We start from the raw sequence: 19,977 nt of genomic DNA on the forward strand, positions 1-19,977 counted from the left end.
TGATGCCGTCGCCCTCTCCGCCTCCGGCGGGGAGGGTTGGGGTGGGGTGGGTGGGGTGTTATTGAATCCCCCCGTATTTCTTCAAATCCTCAGCCGAGTTGCCGAAGAACTTGGCCACAGCCAGGGTATCCGGCGAGGTCTCGATCTCGTCCGCATGCTGCTTTTTCCCGGGCAAATCCTTCACCGGCACCACCTGCGGTGCCTTGGAGACGTAGATATTAAAGCCCTTCAAATCCTTCCGGGCGTAATCCGTCGCCCATTCCGTCTGGTCCGGGGTGATTTTTCCGGCATGCAGCGCGGCATCCACCGCCTCTTTGGCATCCCGCTCGGCGAGCTGGGCCTTAACGCTGTTTAGCTCCTCGCGGGTCACCATGTTTTCCTTGCCGCGTTTCAGCGCGTGGATGTTTGCCACCACGGTGCTCGTGTCCGGGTTTTCCTCATCCATCCCCAGGGCCTCGATCACGTCCTTGGCAATGATTTTTTTTTCATCGGGTTGGATTTCGCCAAAGGCTGCGATCATGGCATCGGCCAGCACGTCATCGGTGACATCCTCGCCCAGGGTTTCCAGCTTGGCCGCGATGGGCGTTACCACCGTGGTGCCCTTGCCTTCCATGTCTTTGAGTTTAGCCAGTAATTTTTTTACAAATTCGTTCATTTCAGAGTCCTCCTTTTCAGGGTTTACAATCATATTTTTTGCCGCAATCGGCACCGCATCCACGGTTTTGGGCGTGTTGGTAAGCGCCACCGAGTGCAGAAATACCACCCGGTTATCACTTGCCCGGATCCCAAACACCGGGGAATGATACCGGTATTCGCGCTTTTCAATCATCTGCGCGGCCGCCTCGGTCCACTCCACCCGGGCCAGGATCCCGGCCTCCGGATCCCACTTAAGCTCTTTAATCCACCCGGCCGCCGGCGCCTTATCACCAAAAATGGTCTGGTGCTCGTAATCCCACACCACGTCCGTGCCGCCCCGGGTAAACTGGCGGGCCACCATCTCGTAGGCTTTCTGATCCACCAGAAACTTTTCGCCGGTCTTTAACGCGCCCGGCCCGGCCTTCCATAGCACCACCCACTCGGGCGCGGCGCCGTCTGCCGTGGGGGCGATTTCCCGGGCGATCAGCCCTAAAATTAAATCCGTTTTCATAAGTCAAGCTCCTGCTTCATCTTCTCGCGCAATTCAGGCGGGTACTTGTCCACCCGCGGCGTGTAATCCTTTTTCCCGGGGGCATAATCCCAGCCCGGGTCCAGGCCGTTTGGCACCATTTCCGTCTCGCCTGTGGCCGGGTTTTCCCACGCGTAATAGTCGGTCTCGGGCGCCGGGTCCGGCCCGTCTTTTCCCAGCCGCTCCATGTCCCGGCGGGAAAGCGTCTCGACAAAGCACTTGCAGCCCCAGCCGTTCGGGGGGTAATGCGTATCCCACCAGGGATCATCCGCGGCCAGGACTTTTCCGTCCCAGTCTAAATGCTTTTGCCGGGGGTTGATGCTGGCATCCGAGTGCCGGTATCGCCAGTACGGCCGCAGGCGTTTCACATCCGGGTCCTGCATCTGCTTGTATCTGCCGGCCGCATACTGGGTGCGCAGGTTGGTTTCATATATGGTTTTGGTCCGCCACCCGCGGCCGCCCTTGTATTGCCAGCCGTACTTGGCCACAATATTGTCAAAGTCTTTCCTGAATTCCTCAAGCGTGGTGCCCTGTTCCAGGGCCTTATCAATCGCGGACCGAAAATCGGTCAGCATATCCGCCTTGGCCGCGCCCGCCACCATGAACGACCGGTTATGGGCATCGGCCATGATGTCGGTCCACCGCTCCGTGGGGATGGAGAGTTTGTCCCGGAAAAAATCGATGGCCTCTTTGAATGCGAGGTCTCCCCATTCAACCGGCATGTTTTATACGCCCTTATCTGTGGCGGGCACGGTGGCCCGCCCTACAAAATTAATCGACATTTTGCATAACCTCGTATCTGCCCGCGAGCTGCGCGGCCAGCATGGCCTCGGCCATGACATCGGAAAACGCCTGGGCGTCCATGTTTGGATACAGTTCAAACAGCCCGTCCCGGATTTCGGCCAGGCTGTTGGCGTTGGCCACAAGCTGGCGGATGGGTTCCAAAAGTTTCTCCCCGGCATTCGCTGCCGCATCGCCCAGGCGATCGGCGTAAATGTCCGCGATGTCCTTGTCATCATTTGCGTCAGCCGCCGCATATAAAGATTTTCCGTCGCTTCCGCGCCTCGAAATGACCGGCCGATGTTTGGCAGACACCGGCGGCGGAACCGCTTGCGGCGGTCCGCCCACAACTTCCTCGCCTTTCTCCGGCTCGGGGATCTGGAACTGCTCCCGGTACCAGCGCGCCGGCACCGAGACTTTCGCGGTCACCTTATCCAGGTACTCGGCCTTGGCCACAAAGTCCTCGGGCTCGGTCCACTTGGCGGAAAAAAGCGGCACATCCGTATCCCACCCGAAGTTAAACCCGACCACGGGGCGGATGAGCTGGTGCCGGACCGTGGCCGCAATGGCCCGGGCATCCGCCCGGATGAGATCTGTGCGCACGTCATTGTGCACATTGGCCGCGGCATAACTGCCTTTGTCCCCGATATCCGCGGTCAGGGTCCCGCCCAGAATGGCCTTGCTCATTTCCTTGTTTCCGAACGCGGCCAGCTGCCGGTATAGCTCGCCCGTGTCTTTGCCCCGGTTGGTCTCAATAAACTCGATTTCCGTGGCCTTTGAGATCACCCCGGCCGCGTCCGTGCCGATGGAGCGGATGGCGTTAATCAGCGCGGACTTGTCGTCTTTACTGGCGCCCGGATCGTATTTGCCGATCCGAAGCGGCATGCCGTAAACCTCGGCAAAAATTATCCAGTCCTTGATGGAGTAGTTTTTAATCAGCCACATCCAGGAGCACACCCGGTAGATGCCGGAGCGCGTGGCGTTTCCGCTCTTTCCGCCGTACACGTGCATCATCAGTTTCCAGGGCGGAATCTCGCCGCCCATCAGCTCCTCGTCCGATATCAGGCGCGGAATCTGGGTCACGTAGCCGCGGGTATCGGTAAAGATAAAGCGCTTGCGCTGGACAAACTCAAACTCGGTGGGAATGGCCATCCCGGAACTCACATCCCACTGGACCTCAACTGCGGAAAAGCCGTTGCCGACAGCCTCCTGCAAAGTGACCAGGGTATCCTCCCAGTCGGTTCGGTCAAAGACGTTTTCCTGCACAAAGTCGGCCACCTGCTGGGCCCGGGCCGAATCATCGGTTGGGGTCAGGGTAAAATCCGCGTCCAGGATTACATTGTGGCGCTTACTGATTTCGCCCTGGAGGTGCCCGTCCTTTTCGTGGATCTGGTCAAACAGCTCCGCCTGCTGAGCCATGTCCCCGGCGTCCGCCTGGCGCAGCATAGAGGCCAGGGCTTCCGGGGTCAGCCCCGAGGTCACGTAGTCCCGGTCCGTCCCGTACATCACCGCCGCGGGCAGGGAATCCTGCTCAGGCGTTTTTCTTTGTTTTATTTCCCGTCCGAACTGGTCGAGAATGGGCATTTATTTTCCCTCGTCTTAATCTTAATCTGATCGGCGGATGCGCTCGCCGCTTATCCGCCCTACGAATCATCGCCCCCACCCTCGGCTGGTGCCGTCCCCCTCTCCGCCTCCGGCGGGGAGGGTTGGGGTGGGGTGGGTGGGGTGGCCCACCGGCCGCCGCCTACCGATCACCGGCCAGCCTTACCCCTTCAAAAAACCCGTCCACCGCCGTGGTCAGGTGCCGGTCGGAGACTCCGGAAAGGCCCAGGATTTTGCCGTCTGACAAATCCACCCGGGCGCCCGCGTTTTCCGCCAGCACCAGAACCTGCCGGATCAGCACCGGATCCACATCCAGGTTGGCGAGCCGGGAAAGCCCCTGGTTTAGCTGCACCGCATCCACCCGGCCGGCCTGGAGGTTCTTATAAAAAGCCAGGGCCGGCGGTACCAGGTCCGGGTATTTTTCCGCCAGGTGCGCGCCGGCCAGTACCGCGGCCGTATCAATGGCGGTGAGGGCCACGGCGTCCGCATGAGATCCGCTTGAGAGGTCCGCTTGAAATTTGCCGCAGCCCGTTAACATAATATTGGCCGCCACCAGCCCCAGAAAAAGGGCCACGATGCCGATGGTTGCAAGTTTTTGGTTCATGTTCGCTCGCTTTCGCTTCGCTTTGGTGGTCAGTTGCCGGTAGTCGGTAGTCGGTAGTCAGTTGTCATTGGACCACTGATTACCGACCACTGACCACTGACCACCGTCCACTGATTATTTAATCCTCGCCGGCCGGTCATCATAAACCGCGGTGCCGGCAAACTCGCCCGGCCAGGGCGCCTTTTTGCGCCGGACCGGCAAACTTGATTCTTTATCCACAATGGAAATATACTCGCTGCAAAACATCGCCCGTGCGTTCGCAGACACATGGCCCAGCACGTTCCGCAACAGCGATCGGTAATCATAGGGCGTGCCCACGTATTTAAGCGACACCCGGCCCACGGTTTTTCGCATGCCGTCCCATTCGCGGCGCATGGGCAGCCAGTAGATCCGGCCCGAGTGGTTTTCCACATACCGGGACAGCCTTGTTAAAACGATCCCCGTGGCCGCGGCCTGGAGTACGTACACATGCTCCGTGTCGTAGTCGGTCAACCGGATCACCCGCATGGTGTGGTTGACCGGCTTTTTCGTCCGGCACCGGATCAGTTTTGAGATAATGCCGCTGCCGGCAACCTCGATCAGATCGCCCGTGGCCATCTGGTGCCTGTGGTTGTAATATGTGTTGGTGCGGTTATCCGGCATTACCCAAAAGCCCCTTTTTTTGTAAATGTTCGTTCGGTTACGGTCTCGTACTCGGGCCGGCCGGCGGGTTTCTGGCCGGCATGAAGCGCCAGGGCCAGGGCCCAGAACCGGTCGGCGTGGCCGTCCTCGGAGCGGTCCGCATCAAACCGGACATTTCCCGCCGCGGTGACCACTTTTTTAATGGATCTCAAATCCTTGCGGATTGTTCCCTCATTGGGAACTTTAATCGCCCGCTCCTCAAACGCGTGCCGCACCGGGTAGGCCAGCGCCTCTTTGACGGCGTTGGTAAAGGTTACCGCTTCCACCCGGTAGTCCCCGTATTTCTCCTGGGCCCGCTCGGTGAACTGCATGCCCAGGCCCGTGTTATCAATGCAGCAGCGCCGGATCTGGGGCAGGTCCAAAAGCTCATATAAAACCGCTTCCTGCTCGGCAAACCGCCGTTTTTCCAGGGCAATTACGGACCGGGTAAAAAAGGTCTCAAGCACCCGCTCCAAAACCCAGATGACCGTCAAATCCTTTTTCCGGCCCACGTCCACGCCCAGGTAGAACTCGCTGTTGGGGAGGTATCCGATCAGGTCCGGACCGATCTCCCACTCATCTGAGAGCGCATACTCGCAGGCCGCGATATCGTCATAGGTCAGAAACGCGGTCTCGTCATCCGCGGGCACGCACATGTACTCCTGCAGGAACTGCTCCTCGTCCGCGCACCCGGAGCGGATATAATCAAAATATGCGGCCTCGTCCATGTCCTGGCGCTCGTCATCGGCCGGGAGCTTGGATTGCAGCTTAAACAGAAACCCGCAGTCCAGCGCATCCTGCAAGGTCACCTTGTGGTGGGAGATAGATTTGGGGTTTCCCCCGTGCTTGATCTCGTCGCAAAGCCTGGCGAAAAAGTTCTGGGTGCCCCGGTGCGAGGAGAATATTTCCAAATTGCCGCCCCAGGTGATGCCGGGATACGCAATGGAATAGAGCATTTTTGGATCCGGATGCAGCGCAAACTCATCTAACACCCGGCCCCCGCGTTTGCCCGCCTGGGCGTTGGGGTTTGAGCTCATGGAGTGGATCCGCCGCGAATTGGCAAAGCGGACCACAAACGCGGAGAGCTTTTTTTCCGGATCGATCACCACCTCGCCCAGGTCCCGGGCAGCCACGTTTAAAATCTCGGCAAACGCCTTGCAGTCCTCCAGAAAAAGCCGGGCCTGGATCTCGTCTCGCGATGACACCCACTGGTCATAGCGGGCGCCCCGCGGCGAGGTCGTTTTCACCTGCCGGTAGGCAGACGCCCAGGACAGCCCGATCTGCCGGGACTTCTCCATCAATTTCAGCCGCGAATCATCCCGGATCCACTCGGCCTGATACGGCAGAAACAGGGTGTCCTTGTCCTTTGGTATGTTTTTTGCGTTACCCACTATCGCGCCGCCCGCTTATGTGTAGGGCGGGCCACCGTGCCCGCCTATAAAATGGCCACCGTGCCCGCCTATAACAGCTTAATTTTCTGCTCGATCTCTTTTAACGTCTCCGCGTCAATCCCTTTGGGGCGATCCGGATCCGCGTCATCCGCTCCGTGCTCGGCCCGCATTTTTTCAATTAACGCGATCGCATCCTTCATCTGGCGAATGGCATTTAGATCCACCCCGTTCGGCCGGGTCAGCATATTGTTGATCTTTCGCTCGATCACCTCGGAGAGCGCATCCGCCGCCTCTTTGGGCGAATTAATCTTGACCGGCTCCATCGGTGCGGCGTCCGCATCCTCGCCCGCGGCCGCGTTTTTGGCAGCCATGCCCCCGATTTTTTCCAGGGCGGCCACCGCGTAAACATCCTGGGGATCCAGGGAGCCCATCGCCTTCTGGATGAGTTTCTGGCGGAGCAGCACCGTATTGCGCTTGATGTCTGCAAACGCCTGCTTGTACTCGCGCCGCCGCTCCGGCCAGCCGGACTCCGCCCCCCAGCGCTGGAGCTGGGAGATTGATACCCCCGTGGCTTGAGCCACCTGCTCATAGGTGAGCCCGTCCACGATATACATTTCCTCCGCGCGAAACCGGGTCTCCAGCGGGATCTCTTTACCCATTGCCGTTACCCCCGGCCCAGGGCGCGCTCAATGGCCCCAATCTGGTCTATGAGCTCGCGGTACTGGATCACCTTCTCGGCCAGATCCACCGCGGTCTCGGCCGCGGCATCCGCGTTTAAATGCTCGATCGCCTCAAACGGGTCCAGGTTGGCGCGCACCGAATCGCGCAGCGAGTTGATTTTAAGCTTTAAAGTGCGCAGCTCGTGGCGCTTTTCCGCCAGCCGGCCTTCATACTTTAAGCGCTCGTTTTCCATTTACTTGTCCTCCGGGCCGGGGGCCTGTTTTTTGATCCGGTTTAACGGGCAGTACTGGTTGCGGTTGATGTCATCCGCCGCCCGCTGCCAGGCCTGGGTATTCATGATGATTACATCGTGCAGGTCCTTGGCGATCTGCTTGTAATCCTTGGTCAGCTCCAGGTAGTCGTTTACCAGGGAGACGTTGTTTTCATACATCCGCTTGATCTGGGTCATGTCGTCTTTGTATTTGTCCAGAATGACACGGGTTTCTTTTTTATCGTACCACCACATAAAAACAATCAGCCCGGGCAGGCCAAATATTTGGAGTATCTCTATCAGTCCAACGGGTATTAACTCCGGCATTTACCCCCCTTGTTAAAGTGTTTGGATTTTCCGTAGGCAACGGGCGGCATCTGCCGCAGCGTTCGGGTATTGATGTTCGGGCAGGTCTTGTGCGGATTAAAATCCGCATGCCCGTATATCTGGTCAATGGAGGTAAGGGTCTTAATATCAAACAGCGAGCAGAGAAGATCCGGCAAGGACTGGCAGAGCTGCCGCGCGGTGAAGTGGTGACGGCCGATCAGACAGATCCCGATCGAGTCATAATTTTCGCCGCGGCAGTGCGCGCCCACCTGGTCGAGCCTGCGGCCCTGCCGGGTCATGCCGTCATAGTCCGGATCATAGGCGTCGTTATAGGCCACGCACCCGTTGGTGATCACGTAGTGATAGCCGATCATGTCAAACCCGCGCGCCACGTGCCAGCGATCGATTTCCGCAACCGATCCCCAGTCCGAGTCCGAACAGTGGATAATAATTTTTTTAATGTCTTTGATGCTTCGAGAATGGATCACGGATCTCTCCCTGCTGTTAAAACACTGGAAGAAAACCCGCGACTGAAAGACTGGTCAGCTGGGCGAAAATGCAGTTTCGCCCAGCTTTTGGAAAGGAGCCGATTACAGCTAACTGTTTAAGTTCATACCCAAAAAAATTGTCTCTTGCAACAATTTTTTTGTATCTACGCCAATTTTTTTAAAGGCACCGCCCCTAAAATTTACTTTGGAAAAAGGCACCGCCCCTTACCCCCCCCTTTGAAAAAGGGGGGGATTGGGGGGATTTAATATCCCGCCGGCACGCATCCCGGCAGGGGCCGGGGGAAAACCCCCCGGGGATGATCAATCAATCTCCACGATCCGCTGCACCTTACCGCCATACACCGTGATCCGTAAATCATCCGGATCATCGCCCCAGGCATCCGGCACCGAGTAATACCAATAATTGATCCGCACCTTTGTCCAGTTGCCCCCGCGCTCGATGTATTTAAATTTCGCCTCTTTGTAATGCGGCCGCCCGAAGTTTCTAACCAGCTCGGAAACCGAATCCCCTTCGCTGACCAACTTGTTTCCGGACCGGAAAAAACTTTTCTCCACCTCAATGGCCCCGGCCCGGCCGGCGGCAAACAGGAAACATACGACAAACAAACAGACAAACAATTTTTTCATGACGCACCTCCTGCTTACCAATCCGAAACACTTAGAATTTGGGCCTCAATCTTTGCGGCCTGGTTATTCTCGGTGATAGGATGTTTTATTCCGCATGATCGGCCCGGATAAATCGGGTCAGTGCTATTGGGCCAAAACTTAGCGCTGTCAATCAGATTGCCGCTTGAATCCCTTGCGATAATTTCTATTTTGGGTGCGCCTGAAACGTTACCCACATTTTTAATTTCACCCATCGCCCACAAAGTTCCACTCCGCCACTCGCCGCGCAAACTAATAATCTCAAAGTTGGATATGGAAATATCAGAGCCGGCAAAACACAGGGGAGACAAAAACAAGATAAGAAAAAGACAACAGACAATTCGTTTCATGACGCACCTCCAAAAATTTAGACGTTAACGCAAAACCAGCGGGCGGCCGGGCATGTCCTCGCTCTCTACCAGGCAGCCCACCACGATCATCCCCTCGGGCAGCCGGTCGCCGATGCGGAAAACCTCGCTGCCGCGGCCGATACCGGTTTTGCTGTCGGGGTTGCCTTTGGATTTTTTCGCGGGCAGGTTGCTTTTGACGATATTTTCAAGCTGCATCACCACATTCGTCAGATGCGTGACCCGCTTTTTCAGATCCGCAAATTCCACCGACTCCGGCGCCGGCTGGGGCTGTTCCGGCCGCTCCGTAAGCCGGCGCTCCATTTCGTTAAACGCCGCGATATAGGCCTCTTTCACCCGGGCGGCCTTTGCCCCGGTAAACCCGGTCACCAGAAACACAAACCCGTCCCGGGTGAGCTTGTACATGGGCCGGGCTTTGTTCTGATGGTCAAGATATGAGGCCGGCGCAAAATTGCGCTGGCTAAACTTCCGGGAACATTCCAGATTTTTAATAATTTTGAGCACGTCCTTGTGCTCCTTTTCAAACTTATCCGCAATGATCTTTGATGTGGTGACAGGCTGGCCGTTTTCAACGGACACGAAGTTGACGGGTTCAATAACGTTTTGGTTTTTAGACATAACAATCTCCTCTCATAAATGGGGAGATGTGTCTGAGCCCCAAAACAAGGCCCCCGCATACCTCGCAGCATGCGGCATCTCCCCAAGTGTTTTTACAAATAAAAATAGCCATCTAACGGGCGGCCCTCCGGTTTTGGTTTTCAGACGGTATCAATGTACCGCCGATTAATTTTAAAAGTCAAGGGGTTTTCCCCGCCCGGTCTTGTCCCTCCAAATCGAAATCGCTATCGGGATCGGGATCGGCTTTATAAACGTAAAACATCGATCCCGATACCGATCCCGATTTCGATTTCGATGGGTTTACGAGCTGCCGGCCCGGCCACGGATCCGGGCGAGCATCTCCTCGACACTTTCATTTATCGGCGCGGGTTCGGCCTCATCGCGTTTGGGCCGATACCGCCCGGTATTCTCGGCCCGGTTGCGCTTGACCTCGGCCTGCTTGTCCATCTCGTCCGCGATCTCATAGGCCACGGCCTTTAAATACCCGTGGCTTTTTAGCGGCAGCCGCCGGGGCGGGGTCTCGATCACCCGCTCCATTGCCCGGGCCCAGGCCTCGGCGTGGTTTTTGCGGGCCGGCTTTTTATCGTGGGCGATGTGGCTCTCCCCCACCAGCACGGCCAGCTCGCCCGCCAGCCGAAGCGCCTTTTTCCAGGAAAGCCCCCGGCCGCCCGCCGGGCGGAAAAGGGCGAGATAGCCCAGAAAATTTCTGGCCACCCCGCCGGGCAGCTCCGATATGATTTTAAGCGCCTGCCGGGCGTTGGCGTCGGCCTGCCAGGCCTCGGCTGATGCCACCGCCCCGCAGGCCGGGCACGTAAGCTTCAAAGTTTTACCCCCGCGGTATCCACCCCGATCTCCTCTTTTTCCGTGCGCTCCGTGCCAATGGCGGACAGCGCCTGGTCATCCCAGTGATCGATCGTATCCCAGTCCACACTCTCAACGACCTTGACCGCCTGATCATACCAGCCGTTTGCCCGAAGCGCCGCGATCACGGACGCCTTGTCCTTCACCCGCTTGGCCCGCCTGAGCACCGCCCACCGGATAACCGCGCCCGAGGGCAGCACCGCCCGGTCAGACTCCTGGCGCGTGTCAAAGAGATCCGCCTTATTGATTTTCACAAACTTGACCAGGTCCTTTTCATACCCCGCGATGGCCTCTTTAAGCGGCCGGATCTTGTCCGCATACTGGGCCTTGACCCGCTCCATCGCATCAATCATCTCCGCCTCCAGATACCCCAGCTGCGCCCGCTTCCGGGCCAGCTCATAAACCGTGGTATCCGCCTGATCATGGAGGCTGTTTGTTTCTTTCTTTTTAGACATATAGGCTCCTTTTGTGTTTCAATCTTGATCTTGCTTTGAAACGACTTTATTTGGGGAATCTCTAAAGATCATGGCTTGACAATATTCTCTAAAGCCGCCGCCGGCATCAATGGCCTGGATTCCGCCGATCGGTTCCCATCCCATATAAATTTTTTTGTTCACCGAAACGGCCAAAAAATCCAACAAAGTGCTGTTAACCACCGCATATTTAATGACTGGACACGTGCTGATATGGCACATAAAACCTCCTTAGATTAAAATTAAAACGGCCGGGCAAGCAGTTGACCACTGACCACCGACCACCGACCACCGCTCAATCGGTTTCCAGCGACAACTGCCCCACCAGCTCCGGCAGCGTCATCTTTTTAAGCCGGGCCTCCCGGGACAAAAGCGAAAGGGCCCGCCGGTGCAGGTTTTCGCAGTAGCGGGCAAGCTCCGAGCCGGCCGCGGCCAGGTAATACCCGCCGCCCTCGCGCGACGCGGAGCTGCAAATGGGCACGCCGTCGCGGCGGAGCTCGGTTAAAAGTTTTCTCAGATACCGGGTGTCGTTAATCCGGTGCGTCCAGGGCTCGCAAATCACGCGATCGTATAGCTCGCCCATGCCGATGGCGTTTTCCCGGCCCACGTGCTCGGTCATCACCTGGAGCAGCGTTGATTTAAACATCTGTTTCTTTTGTTCCTGGGGTGTCATTGGCAGACCCTCCTGTTTGGTTGACATAAACATTAATCGCGCAGTCCAGCAGCGCGACGACAAAACTTAACGAAATAGCTGTGATACAGATTTCAGCCCCCATACCGCCCCCCCTGCATTAATTTGTCCGATAAGACCGTGACCGCCACGCCCGCAAAGTTGTCGATCTTGATGATCACGTTCTTGACCGGATGCCAGTAAATCGAGAGCGTGTTCCAGGTCATGCCGTTGGGTTTTTTTAAAATCTGGCCCTTCTGCACGCGCACGGACTCCGATAGAATCCGGGAGACATCCGCCTTGTCCGGCTCGCCGCCCACGCGCTCGCGCCAGTTCTCCACAAAATGCCGGCTAAAATCAAAGTCTGTGATCATGCGCGCTGCCTCTTTTTGCTTCGCCGCTGGTGATAGGTCAGGGCGGCGGCCAGTTTTTTAAGCTGCACCGCGTTGCCCCAGGCCCAGTGATCGAGGTTAAACATGGTGGCCGCCATCGCGTTGACATACGCGTCGGTCAAGTGCATCTCCGCCATCACCGCCCTAATCTTCTGCTTGATCCGGGCCCTTCCGTCCGCGCCCCCGGTTTTAAACCCCAGGGCGTTAAAATGCTGCATCACGGTATCAAGCGTTTTTTGATCCAGATCTTTGCTGGAGGCCGCCCCCACCGAGGAGAGGAGGTCGCGGTACTCGACCTCGGTCAGCCCGGTTTTCTGCTTGGCCACATGCACCAGCCCGATCTGTTTGCCGGTGATTTTTTTAGCCATCTGATTTCTCCCCCTGTTTTCGGATATTGGCCGCGATCCGCTCAAACGCCCCGGCCATTGCATCCGCCGCCGCCCGGTAGGCGCCCTCGGAAATGGCGGCCAGGATTTCGGCGGCGGATGGGTACTCGGACTCCAGCACCTCTCCCAATCCCTCTCCACCGCCGTGGAGAGGGGTGCGCTCCGCCGCGGTTTTTCCAGCACTTTCGGCTGGTGCCGCCGCCCTCTCCGCCACCGGCGGGGAGGGTTGGGGTGGGGTGCGCTCCGCCGCGGTTTTTCCAGCCGCGCTTCGACAGTACCGGCAAACCACATTCATATTGCCGGGCAAATTTTTGTTTTTATTAAAGGCTTTTCTCAGCTTCGGCACACCGCAACGCGTGCACACCCGGCCCACGATTTGTAAATGTTTGTTAAATATCAGGTTTTTTTGCTTGCCGGTCCCCTGATAAAACTTTTCCCCGGCAAGCACCACGATGCCCATATCAGCTGTTTTATCGGCCGCCGCCGCAGCCCCTTCTCCCTTCTTTGCCAAAGCCGCCGCCCTCTCCGCCGCCGGCGGGGAGGGTTGGGGTGGGGCGGTGGGGATTTCTTCCACACTCCCCAGCGCCGCCATCCGTTCGGCACACAAATTGGGACACCCGGCATCCGAAAAAAACAAACCGTCGCACTCCAACAGCGTCACCCGGTGCTCAAACTTCGGGCACCAGTACAGCCCGGCCACCTCTTCTTTATGTTCCGGCTTTCCCATCGCTACTCCTCCTCCATCTCGGCGATCGCCATGCGCATGCGGGCGATGGCGGAAAACGCCTCGTCCGCGGCCGCAAACGCCGCTTTTTTGTTTTCGCGGATCCGCTTTAAGCGCGCCGCTTTTTGGGTATCATCCGGCAGGTGCACCGGGTCCTCGGCCAGGTACCAGACGCCGCGCACTTTTTTGGTAACCCCCTGGCGGGTAAGCGACTGCAAAAACTCCCGGGCGTAATTCTCGGACGCGCCGGCCAGCTCCATCAGATCCGATACGTCGGCCCGGCCCCGGGCCCGAAGAATCCGCCACATTACCTCCCGGGTGTTGGGCGCCGCTTTTTTGCCCGTTGCCCGGTAGATCCCCCGGGCGATCCGCTCCACCCGGCCCGCGCGCATCAAATCCGTCAGCCGGTTGGTGAGGTGCTTTTTGTGATTTGCGCACGGCATATCCATCATCCAGGCCAGATCCCTGGACCGTATCCCGTCCGGCCCGGCCGCGGCCACCGCCTGATAAATCCGCTCCGTTAAATTGTTTTTCGGACTGTTCATCGATTCGCCCCCCTTAATTCGCCCCGTTTAAACCGGATTTAACCGCCATTTTCACCATGTCCGCATCCGCGGTATTGGTGCCGCGCGCGTTGGCATACTGGATCAGCGTTAACAGATCCCGCCGCACGATCCGGAAATCACCGCCCGATGCCTCGTGCATGATCCGCGCCTGCGGGGTCTCCAATTTCAAACCCGTGGCCTCGCCGGCATAAAGCAGGATATCCGCGGCCGTGATGGGCGCAAATTCCACCTGCTGGTAAGTTCGGCTCCATACCCGGCGGTTGGCCCGCATGACAGTCACGAGCTCCTCCTCGCCGATTAAAACAATGGGCACGGCGCACGTATCCGATATGTCGCGGATGGTGTCCAGGTGCCGGCGGGAGAGTTTCTCGATCTCATCCAGGAATATGGGGCGGGGGGCGGAGACCAGGCGGTCCACGATTTCGGCTGCGCACGTGCCCCGGCGGCCCGGCGGGTTGACCACGCCGAGCTCACGGGCCAGCGCCTTCAAAAAGTCGAGCTCGCTCCAGATGGTCCAGACCCGGATATAGACGCAGTTGTTATGCGCCGCATACCACTGGGCGGTCCGGGTTTTGCCGCGCCCGGCCCGGCCGTAGACCATGCCTAAGCGCCCCTCGCCCGCGGCCAGGTCAAGGCCGTCCATTAACACGGAGAAATTTCTGACATTTTTGGTTTTCACAAACACAGGATTGAAACTGACTGGCTCATTTTTCTTTGACATACATCCGCTCCTTTTTGCTTGTTTTTGCGTAGGGCGGGCCACCGTGCCCGCTCTTTGTGTAGGGCGGGCCACCGTGCCCGCCAACAGCTTAGGGCCGCTGTTTCGCCCCTTAACCCCCCTTTGGAAAAGGCACCGACCCTCACCCCCCCTTTGAAAAAGGGGGGATTGGGGGGATTGGGGGGATTTTCAACCACAACAAATCTCAATACAGCCGCTGTTGGGATTATAAGACAACTCCCGATAAGCCTTCAGCTCCGGGTAATAATTCAGCGCCTTTTCCCAGAATTTGCGCTCCGCCGCGATCCGCCGGATCTGGAGCTTGAGCGCCTTTTTCCCGCCCAGAAAAATTTTTTGATACCGCTCAGACAACCGATCGCAGGCCACCATCTCATCACCCCACCGCTTGATCTCATCCGGCACCACATACCGGCTAAACTCGCGCCCCAGCGTCTCCATCTTTCGTGCTCCCATAAATAACCTCCCTTTTTCGTAGGGCGGGCCACCGTGCCCGCCGTTAATTTTAACGGGCCGCCGTGCCCGCCTGAAATTCCACCACCGCCTGGGCGCGCACCTGCTCGTAATAATCCGCGTCCCGCTGATAGGCCGGGGTGGCCTCGAAATAACTCATAAACGCCTGCATGTGCGCCGGGATCAAAACGCCGCGCACATCCTGGCGAATCAGCGCCTCGTATCGGTCCGGCTCGGGCATCTGCTGAATCCGGTCCCAGAGGCTCGCCGCATCCTCGCCCCGATCCACTTCCGGGGTGTAGTTTTCCGACGCATCCGGGGCCGGATCTTTCTCAACCTCTTGATTCATGCGCTTTAGTTCAATCAGGTCTTTGTTTATCCGCGCATCAGTCGGCTCGTTAGTATTTTTTGCGGCCGGTTTTTCCGCGGCCGCATCCCCGGAAATTCCCATCGATTTGAGGTGCCGCCGGTGCTCGGGCAGGATCTCGTTTGCGAGAAATTCGCGCGCCAGGGCCGAGGCCTCTTTTTCCTGGGATTTTTTGTAATGGATAAGGTTCTGCAGCCGGGCCCGGTCCTCGTCCGTGCCCAGAACCGAGGCGGCCGGATGCGCTTTTTCCGGGGGCGCGGCCTCGCAGACGAGCTCCCCGGTTTTGGGCTCCACCACCAGGATCGAGCTCCGGTCCTGCAGGTCGTAGCGAATTTCAACCGGGTGCCGCCGGCCGTAGAGCGCCGGGTGGTAATAGGTCTCGTTTAGAAACTTGATGCCGTTCTGGGTGATGGTGCGGATGTCCTGGGCCAGCATCAGGTATCTGAGCTCCGCCGGATCCACGCCCGGACCCTGCTCCGGGGGAAATACATCCATCGGCGAGGCCCCGTTTAAATGCCCGCGTTGTGGGCGGGATGCGTATTCGTCAAACCAGGCCGCGATCGCGTTGTGCGCCTGCTCAAGCGTAATACCGGTAATGCCGCTCATGGCTTTGTCGTAGGCTTTTCGGTGCAGGCGCTCGCCCCGGTTCATGCGCGGGGGTTTGGTCTCAATGGAGGTGCCGCAATAGGTGGGGGCCAGGCGCTCAAGCTCGGCAAATGTTTTAAAGAACCGCTCCACGGTTTTGGATTGCCCGTGATACGGCCAGGCGAAAATCGTTTTGATTCCGAGCCGCGAAAAAAGCCCGGAAAACCCCGCCTGTTCAAGATCGCGGCCGTTAAAAAACCGGCCGGCAAACGCCTTGCCGTTATCCAGATAGGCCACCTTCGGGATTTTTCCCAGGCGCATAATCGCCCGGCGAAGGGCGGATGCGATGCAGGCTGTGTCCTCGGTGGGGGTGATATCCCAGCCCAATGGCATTGAGGATTTCATGTCAAACCAGACCAAAAGCGTCATGCGTTTGGGTTTGCCGGTCCAGGGGTTGACGATCTCAAAGTTCAGGGTGTGCCCGTCCGCCACCAGGATGTCGCCCACGTTAATCAGCGAGTAGTCCCGGGCGATATCAAACGCGCATTTGTCGTTCCAGGCCTTGGCGCCCTGGCGGTTGAATACCCAGATGTGATAGTTTGTGTCGCGCCAGTCGCGCAGGAAGCGCCGGTACGTGGCGTCGGACAGGCCGTTTTGAACGCCCTTAGCCGCCATCACCGCCCGGGCCGTTCGGATGGCCTCTGAGATGTGCGGCCGGTTTGGCGAGAGCGCGCAGCGGATCAAGACCTGCTTGGCCTCCGGAGATAGCTCCGTGTTTCCGCGTTTGACGTGGCCGCGGTGATCGGCCAGCACCATGATATCCCCGTGCGCGGCATCGATCTGTTTTTTCCAGGCCTCAAGCGTCTTCCAGGACACCGGCCCGATTTTTCGAAACAGCTCCGGCCAGGGGATCCCCGAGTTATAGGCGGTGGTAAAATCCTCGCGCGCTTTCTGTTTTTTGCCGTGTCTGGCGGATTTCACGCGCTTTAAATAAAGCGCCAGAAGATCGGATTTGGCCGCGGCCAGAACCATCTGCTGCGAATTGATGTTTTCGCCGCAGGCCCGCTCACCCGGGCCGCCCGCTGCCGCGTCTTCTCCCTTTACTTTTCCATCAACAGCCGCCCTCTCCGCGGCGCTTACTTCTCCGCCACTCGCCGCCCTCTCCGCCGCCTTTACTTTTCCGCCACTCGTCGCCCTCTCCGCCGCCGGCGGGGAGGGTTGGGGTGGGGTGTTACCTTCCCCCTCCTTATATATAAGGAAACGGATATCCTCGGGGAGGTGGTCAATGTAATATACTTTTTTGCGGCCGCCACGGCTTGTAATGTATTTGTGCGACCACCTTTCTTTTTTCGCACGGCGCGATATTGTCGACTTGGCTACACCGGTAATCTTTGCCAGTTCAGAGGTTGCTAACTCCATCAAGTTTCATCCTTTTCATAAAGTTCCCAGTATTCACCCTCCTTGACGGACTCATCCATAATACCCCGCAGATCATCTATTGCCGTGATAATCTCGTCCACCTTATCAATCACATACTGGTCCAGGTCGCCCCAGTTATAGGCAAGCTCCTCAAAAGACTTTTCGATTTTGTCCAGGCGCCGTCGGCTGCCCTGACGCGCGCGTTTTTTAGTCCACTCACTCATCACTCCCCTCCATTTCCTTTAAAAGCATGAGCCGTTTTTTCTTCTCCGCCCGGGCTTCTGTGATTTCCTCCTCGATGCGGTGGATCTCCGAGCGAAGCGCCTCCGGTCCGGGCAGCACAAACAGCCCGACCGTCTCGCCCAAAATTATTAGCGGCTTGTTATCCTGGGTTGCTTTGCAGAATGCCGGCAGATATTCCGCGGGGATGTGCCGCACCGGCCGGCCGTTTGCCTCGTCGGACTGGCGGGTCCAGGAATCGATCTGCTCCTTACTGATGGTCTCGCCCACCAGGTGGCTCATCTCGCCGGCGATCTGGTGGCGGGATGACGGGCTCGCCTTGATCGCCTGGCGCATGGCATCGCGCAGCGGATCGATGATATTTAGGCTCCCCTGGGTAGGGTCTTTGGGTTTGGAGAACTGGGTCTGGCTGCGGATTTTTGCTAAATACTCAAAAATTGATCCGGTTTGATCGTCAGTTTTTGGCCGATACTTAGACATTGACTTAACCCTGAAACACAATTATTTTGGGTCAGCTTTAAAAAAATTGGCGCTTAGCCGGTTTTTTTAAAGAAATAATCGGAAAATACATACTTCACGTCTTTTCCGATCGCATTGGCCACGGCATCCATAATACGGCGCGAAACAAACTCCCGCTTGATCACCCGGGACACGGAAGAGGGGCAGACAGGCGGATCCAGGCGGCGCCCAACCTCTGATAAAGAGATGCCGTTTTTCATCAGCTCGATCTTAATCTCGATGGGTTTCATTTAATGGCTCCATTTTTTTTGTGTAAGTTTTTGCGCTCTATATTTTGTGTTTTAAATCTAAAAAAATTGGATGTCAACGATTTTTTTGACGCACCACTTCTAAAACTCCAAAAAAATCAGCTTTATTTACAACCATCTGTTATAAATAGATATAATTACATGCACCACTTTTTTTTAGTGCACCACTTAACGCAACACTTTAATTCCTGAAAGTGTTGCACAAAAAAAGGTAAAAAAAATGGATCAAAAAGATAAAGAATTTGGAGCCAGGTTGAAGCAGTTGCGACACATTTCTAATTTGAATCAAAAGGAGTTAGCTGAAAAAATTGGGCTCGGGGTCAGCTCAATCAGGGACCATGAAGCGGGCAGATATCCCAATAAAAACACGCTGCAAAAATATGTGGCTTTTTTTAAATGTAATAGGGATTGGTTGCTAACCGGACACAGCGAGCCGTATAATGTCCCGTTGGACCGGCTGCCAAAATATACCGGCGGAGATAAGCCGGATCGCCGGTCTCTTATGGACCGGTTTGTGTTTGTCCGGCTGGCAGATGCGCGGCTAAACGCCGGCGGCGGGCTGGTGGTGCAATCAGAGGAGATGCTTGATTATTATGCGTTTAGACATGATTGGCTCCGAAAGGTGGCCACGACCAAAAACAGTGTCGTTTTGATGCGGGTTGAAGGCGACAGTATGGCAAACACCGTACTTGAAGGCGACACCGTAATGGTCGACCTGGGCCGAAAGGAGGTTAAATCCGGAAACATCTTTGCCCTGGGCGTGGGCGATACGGTCATGCTAAAACGCCTGGAATACACCCCGCACAATAAGATAAAGGTGAAATCCGATAATCCGGATCACGATGATTATGAGTTGGCGCCGCAGGAGATCCGGGTGATCGGCCAGGTCATCTGGATCGCGCGGCAGATGGTTCGCTTTGACATTTAAAAAGGAGGGGGTTATGAAAACACGGATCGCATTGTTTTTACTGGCCGGCGCGGTTTTACTGATTGCCGGCTGCCAGGACGCTGACCAAAAACCAGTTGAAAAAAAAGCGGAGCCAAAGCCCGTGGCACAAAAAAAGATTTCATATAAAATATTGAATAAAATGGACTATTCAATCAAACACCCATACCGCAAAAGAATCCAGTGGTACATCTATTCAACCGCCGAAACCAAAGTCGACCGCGGCCGCGTCGCCATCCAGGCCGCCCTGGACTGCGTCAAACAATCCGGCGCCGACGAGGCAGACATCCGTGTCACCCCGTTGCCGGACGTGGAGTGCTGCCAATACACCACCGCCCGCGCAAACTACGCACCGGACGGCAAAAGCTCCCTGGGAGAAAAGTGGCACGTCGAGGCCTCAGACATAGAAATAACCCCACAAATCGAAAAAACGATTTACCTGATGGAGAAGGCCCGGTTTTTAAAAATTGATCAGATTTCAGAAGTGGTTAAATACATTGATAAAAATTTACGCGTCGGCAAAGACCAGGCGCACAAACTTTACTTTAAGGTCCTGGAAATGATGACAAAAGAGACGTGCCAGATGGACATCAACTAACCATCGATTTTTCTCATTTCATTTGCAAAAATCCGCCCGATTTAAACCAAATCAACCGATTTTTCTAATCTCACAATAACCACCACACCTGCAGCACATAACCTAATGAAAAGCCCCGCCACCACTCACATTTCTTTCATATACATTTCACCAAACCCACAAAACTAAATTTCTCATTTCATTTGCCCCCCTTC

30 protein-coding genes are annotated in these 19,977 nt (G+C 56.7%); 2 read left to right on the forward strand and 28 right to left on the reverse strand.

Features of this window, described 5'->3' with window-relative positions; genetic code table 11:
• Positions 1-58: 58 nt before the first annotated feature.
• The 28 genes from U5L07_07780 to U5L07_07915 form a co-directional block, all read right to left on the reverse strand.
• Positions 59-1,147, reverse strand: coding sequence for a phage protease (locus U5L07_07780; GenBank protein MDZ7831637.1), 1,089 nt, complete (start codon positions 1,145-1,147; stop codon positions 59-61).
• Positions 1,144-1,887, reverse strand: a complete 744-nt coding sequence (locus U5L07_07785) for a phage minor head protein (protein ID MDZ7831638.1) — start codon at positions 1,885-1,887, stop codon at positions 1,144-1,146. The genes U5L07_07780 and U5L07_07785 overlap by 4 nt, the downstream gene beginning before the upstream one ends.
• Positions 1,888-1,936: 49 nt before the next feature.
• Complete coding sequence (locus U5L07_07790; protein MDZ7831639.1) at positions 1,937-3,529, reverse strand: DUF935 family protein; 1,593 nt, start codon at positions 3,527-3,529, stop codon at positions 1,937-1,939.
• A 160-nt stretch (positions 3,530-3,689) separates the two neighbouring features.
• On the reverse strand, positions 3,690-4,151 hold the full coding sequence (locus tag U5L07_07795) for a hypothetical protein (GenBank protein MDZ7831640.1): 462 nt from the start codon (positions 4,149-4,151) through the stop codon (positions 3,690-3,692).
• 114 nt (positions 4,152-4,265) lie between these two features.
• Positions 4,266-4,793: a hypothetical protein gene (locus U5L07_07800; GenBank protein MDZ7831641.1), complete on the reverse strand. Its 528-nt coding sequence runs from the start codon at positions 4,791-4,793 to the stop codon at positions 4,266-4,268.
• A complete protein-coding gene (locus tag U5L07_07805; GenBank protein MDZ7831642.1) occupies positions 4,793-6,202 on the reverse strand; it encodes a hypothetical protein in 1,410 nt (469 codons plus the stop codon). Before U5L07_07805 ends, U5L07_07800 begins: the two co-directional genes overlap by 1 nt.
• A 68-nt stretch (positions 6,203-6,270) precedes the next feature.
• Positions 6,271-6,861 carry a hypothetical protein gene (locus U5L07_07810; GenBank protein MDZ7831643.1) on the reverse strand — a complete coding sequence of 197 codons (591 nt, stop codon included), beginning with the start codon at positions 6,859-6,861 and terminating at the stop codon, positions 6,271-6,273.
• Between the two features lie 5 nt (positions 6,862-6,866).
• Complete coding sequence (locus U5L07_07815; GenBank protein MDZ7831644.1) at positions 6,867-7,115, reverse strand: hypothetical protein; 249 nt, start codon at positions 7,113-7,115, stop codon at positions 6,867-6,869.
• On the reverse strand, positions 7,116-7,460 hold the full coding sequence (locus U5L07_07820; protein MDZ7831645.1) for a hypothetical protein: 345 nt from the start codon (positions 7,458-7,460) through the stop codon (positions 7,116-7,118).
• On the reverse strand, positions 7,448-7,948 hold the full coding sequence (locus U5L07_07825) for an N-acetylmuramoyl-L-alanine amidase (GenBank protein ID MDZ7831646.1): 501 nt from the start codon (positions 7,946-7,948) through the stop codon (positions 7,448-7,450). Before U5L07_07825 ends, U5L07_07820 begins: the two co-directional genes overlap by 13 nt.
• Positions 7,949-8,269: 321 nt before the next feature.
• Positions 8,270-8,596 (reverse strand): hypothetical protein, encoded by a 327-nt coding sequence (locus tag U5L07_07830; GenBank protein ID MDZ7831647.1) that lies wholly within the window; start codon positions 8,594-8,596, stop codon positions 8,270-8,272.
• Between the two features lie 14 nt (positions 8,597-8,610).
• On the reverse strand, positions 8,611-8,964 hold the full coding sequence (locus tag U5L07_07835) for a hypothetical protein (GenBank protein ID MDZ7831648.1): 354 nt from the start codon (positions 8,962-8,964) through the stop codon (positions 8,611-8,613).
• Between the two features lie 24 nt (positions 8,965-8,988).
• Positions 8,989-9,600 carry a Rha family transcriptional regulator gene (locus tag U5L07_07840; GenBank protein MDZ7831649.1) on the reverse strand — a complete coding sequence of 204 codons (612 nt, stop codon included), beginning with the start codon at positions 9,598-9,600 and terminating at the stop codon, positions 8,989-8,991.
• 300 nt (positions 9,601-9,900) lie between these two features.
• On the reverse strand, positions 9,901-10,422 hold the full coding sequence (locus tag U5L07_07845) for a hypothetical protein (GenBank protein MDZ7831650.1): 522 nt from the start codon (positions 10,420-10,422) through the stop codon (positions 9,901-9,903).
• Positions 10,419-10,916 (reverse strand): host-nuclease inhibitor Gam family protein, encoded by a 498-nt coding sequence (locus U5L07_07850; GenBank protein ID MDZ7831651.1) that lies wholly within the window; start codon positions 10,914-10,916, stop codon positions 10,419-10,421. Before U5L07_07850 ends, U5L07_07845 begins: the two co-directional genes overlap by 4 nt.
• Positions 10,917-10,934: 18 nt before the next feature.
• Positions 10,935-11,156, reverse strand: coding sequence for a hypothetical protein (locus U5L07_07855; GenBank protein MDZ7831652.1), 222 nt, complete (start codon positions 11,154-11,156; stop codon positions 10,935-10,937).
• A 73-nt stretch (positions 11,157-11,229) separates the two neighbouring features.
• On the reverse strand, positions 11,230-11,607 hold the full coding sequence (locus U5L07_07860) for a hypothetical protein (protein ID MDZ7831653.1): 378 nt from the start codon (positions 11,605-11,607) through the stop codon (positions 11,230-11,232).
• Positions 11,573-11,710 (reverse strand): hypothetical protein, encoded by a 138-nt coding sequence (locus tag U5L07_07865; protein MDZ7831654.1) that lies wholly within the window; start codon positions 11,708-11,710, stop codon positions 11,573-11,575. The genes U5L07_07860 and U5L07_07865 overlap by 35 nt, the downstream gene beginning before the upstream one ends.
• Positions 11,700-11,978, reverse strand: coding sequence for a hypothetical protein (locus tag U5L07_07870; GenBank protein MDZ7831655.1), 279 nt, complete (start codon positions 11,976-11,978; stop codon positions 11,700-11,702). Before U5L07_07870 ends, U5L07_07865 begins: the two co-directional genes overlap by 11 nt.
• Positions 11,975-12,364, reverse strand: a complete 390-nt coding sequence (locus U5L07_07875; GenBank protein MDZ7831656.1) for a phage protein GemA/Gp16 family protein — start codon at positions 12,362-12,364, stop codon at positions 11,975-11,977. Before U5L07_07875 ends, U5L07_07870 begins: the two co-directional genes overlap by 4 nt.
• Complete coding sequence (locus tag U5L07_07880; GenBank protein MDZ7831657.1) at positions 12,357-13,109, reverse strand: hypothetical protein; 753 nt, start codon at positions 13,107-13,109, stop codon at positions 12,357-12,359. The genes U5L07_07875 and U5L07_07880 overlap by 8 nt, the downstream gene beginning before the upstream one ends.
• Before the next feature lie 2 nt (positions 13,110-13,111).
• Positions 13,112-13,651, reverse strand: coding sequence for a hypothetical protein (locus U5L07_07885; protein ID MDZ7831658.1), 540 nt, complete (start codon positions 13,649-13,651; stop codon positions 13,112-13,114).
• Between the two features lie 13 nt (positions 13,652-13,664).
• On the reverse strand, positions 13,665-14,393 hold the full coding sequence (locus tag U5L07_07890; protein ID MDZ7831659.1) for an ATP-binding protein: 729 nt from the start codon (positions 14,391-14,393) through the stop codon (positions 13,665-13,667).
• A 186-nt stretch (positions 14,394-14,579) separates the two neighbouring features.
• Positions 14,580-14,864 carry a hypothetical protein gene (locus U5L07_07895; protein ID MDZ7831660.1) on the reverse strand — a complete coding sequence of 95 codons (285 nt, stop codon included), beginning with the start codon at positions 14,862-14,864 and terminating at the stop codon, positions 14,580-14,582.
• A 49-nt stretch (positions 14,865-14,913) separates the two neighbouring features.
• On the reverse strand, positions 14,914-17,232 hold the full coding sequence (locus U5L07_07900; GenBank protein MDZ7831661.1) for a Mu transposase C-terminal domain-containing protein: 2,319 nt from the start codon (positions 17,230-17,232) through the stop codon (positions 14,914-14,916).
• Positions 17,232-17,456 carry a hypothetical protein gene (locus U5L07_07905; protein MDZ7831662.1) on the reverse strand — a complete coding sequence of 75 codons (225 nt, stop codon included), beginning with the start codon at positions 17,454-17,456 and terminating at the stop codon, positions 17,232-17,234. The genes U5L07_07900 and U5L07_07905 overlap by 1 nt, the downstream gene beginning before the upstream one ends.
• The gene (locus U5L07_07910; protein MDZ7831663.1) at positions 17,449-17,952 is read right to left on the reverse strand and encodes a hypothetical protein; all 504 of its coding nucleotides are present in this window, start codon (positions 17,950-17,952) and stop codon (positions 17,449-17,451) included. The genes U5L07_07905 and U5L07_07910 overlap by 8 nt, the downstream gene beginning before the upstream one ends.
• Before the next feature lie 53 nt (positions 17,953-18,005).
• The gene (locus tag U5L07_07915; protein ID MDZ7831664.1) at positions 18,006-18,221 is read right to left on the reverse strand and encodes a hypothetical protein; all 216 of its coding nucleotides are present in this window, start codon (positions 18,219-18,221) and stop codon (positions 18,006-18,008) included.
• A 430-nt stretch (positions 18,222-18,651) separates the two neighbouring features.
• Between U5L07_07915 and U5L07_07920 the strand changes: the two genes are divergently transcribed.
• The gene (locus U5L07_07920) at positions 18,652-19,167 is read left to right on the forward strand and encodes a S24 family peptidase (protein ID MDZ7831665.1); all 516 of its coding nucleotides are present in this window, start codon (positions 18,652-18,654) and stop codon (positions 19,165-19,167) included.
• Between the two features lie 13 nt (positions 19,168-19,180).
• Positions 19,181-19,783 carry a hypothetical protein gene (locus U5L07_07925; GenBank protein ID MDZ7831666.1) on the forward strand — a complete coding sequence of 201 codons (603 nt, stop codon included), beginning with the start codon at positions 19,181-19,183 and terminating at the stop codon, positions 19,781-19,783.
• The last annotated feature ends 194 nt before the right edge of the window (positions 19,784-19,977 follow it).

It is taken from the genome of Desulfobacterales bacterium (genome assembly GCA_034520365.1).
Classification (GTDB): domain Bacteria; phylum Desulfobacterota; class Desulfobacteria; order Desulfobacterales; family Desulfosalsimonadaceae; genus M55B175.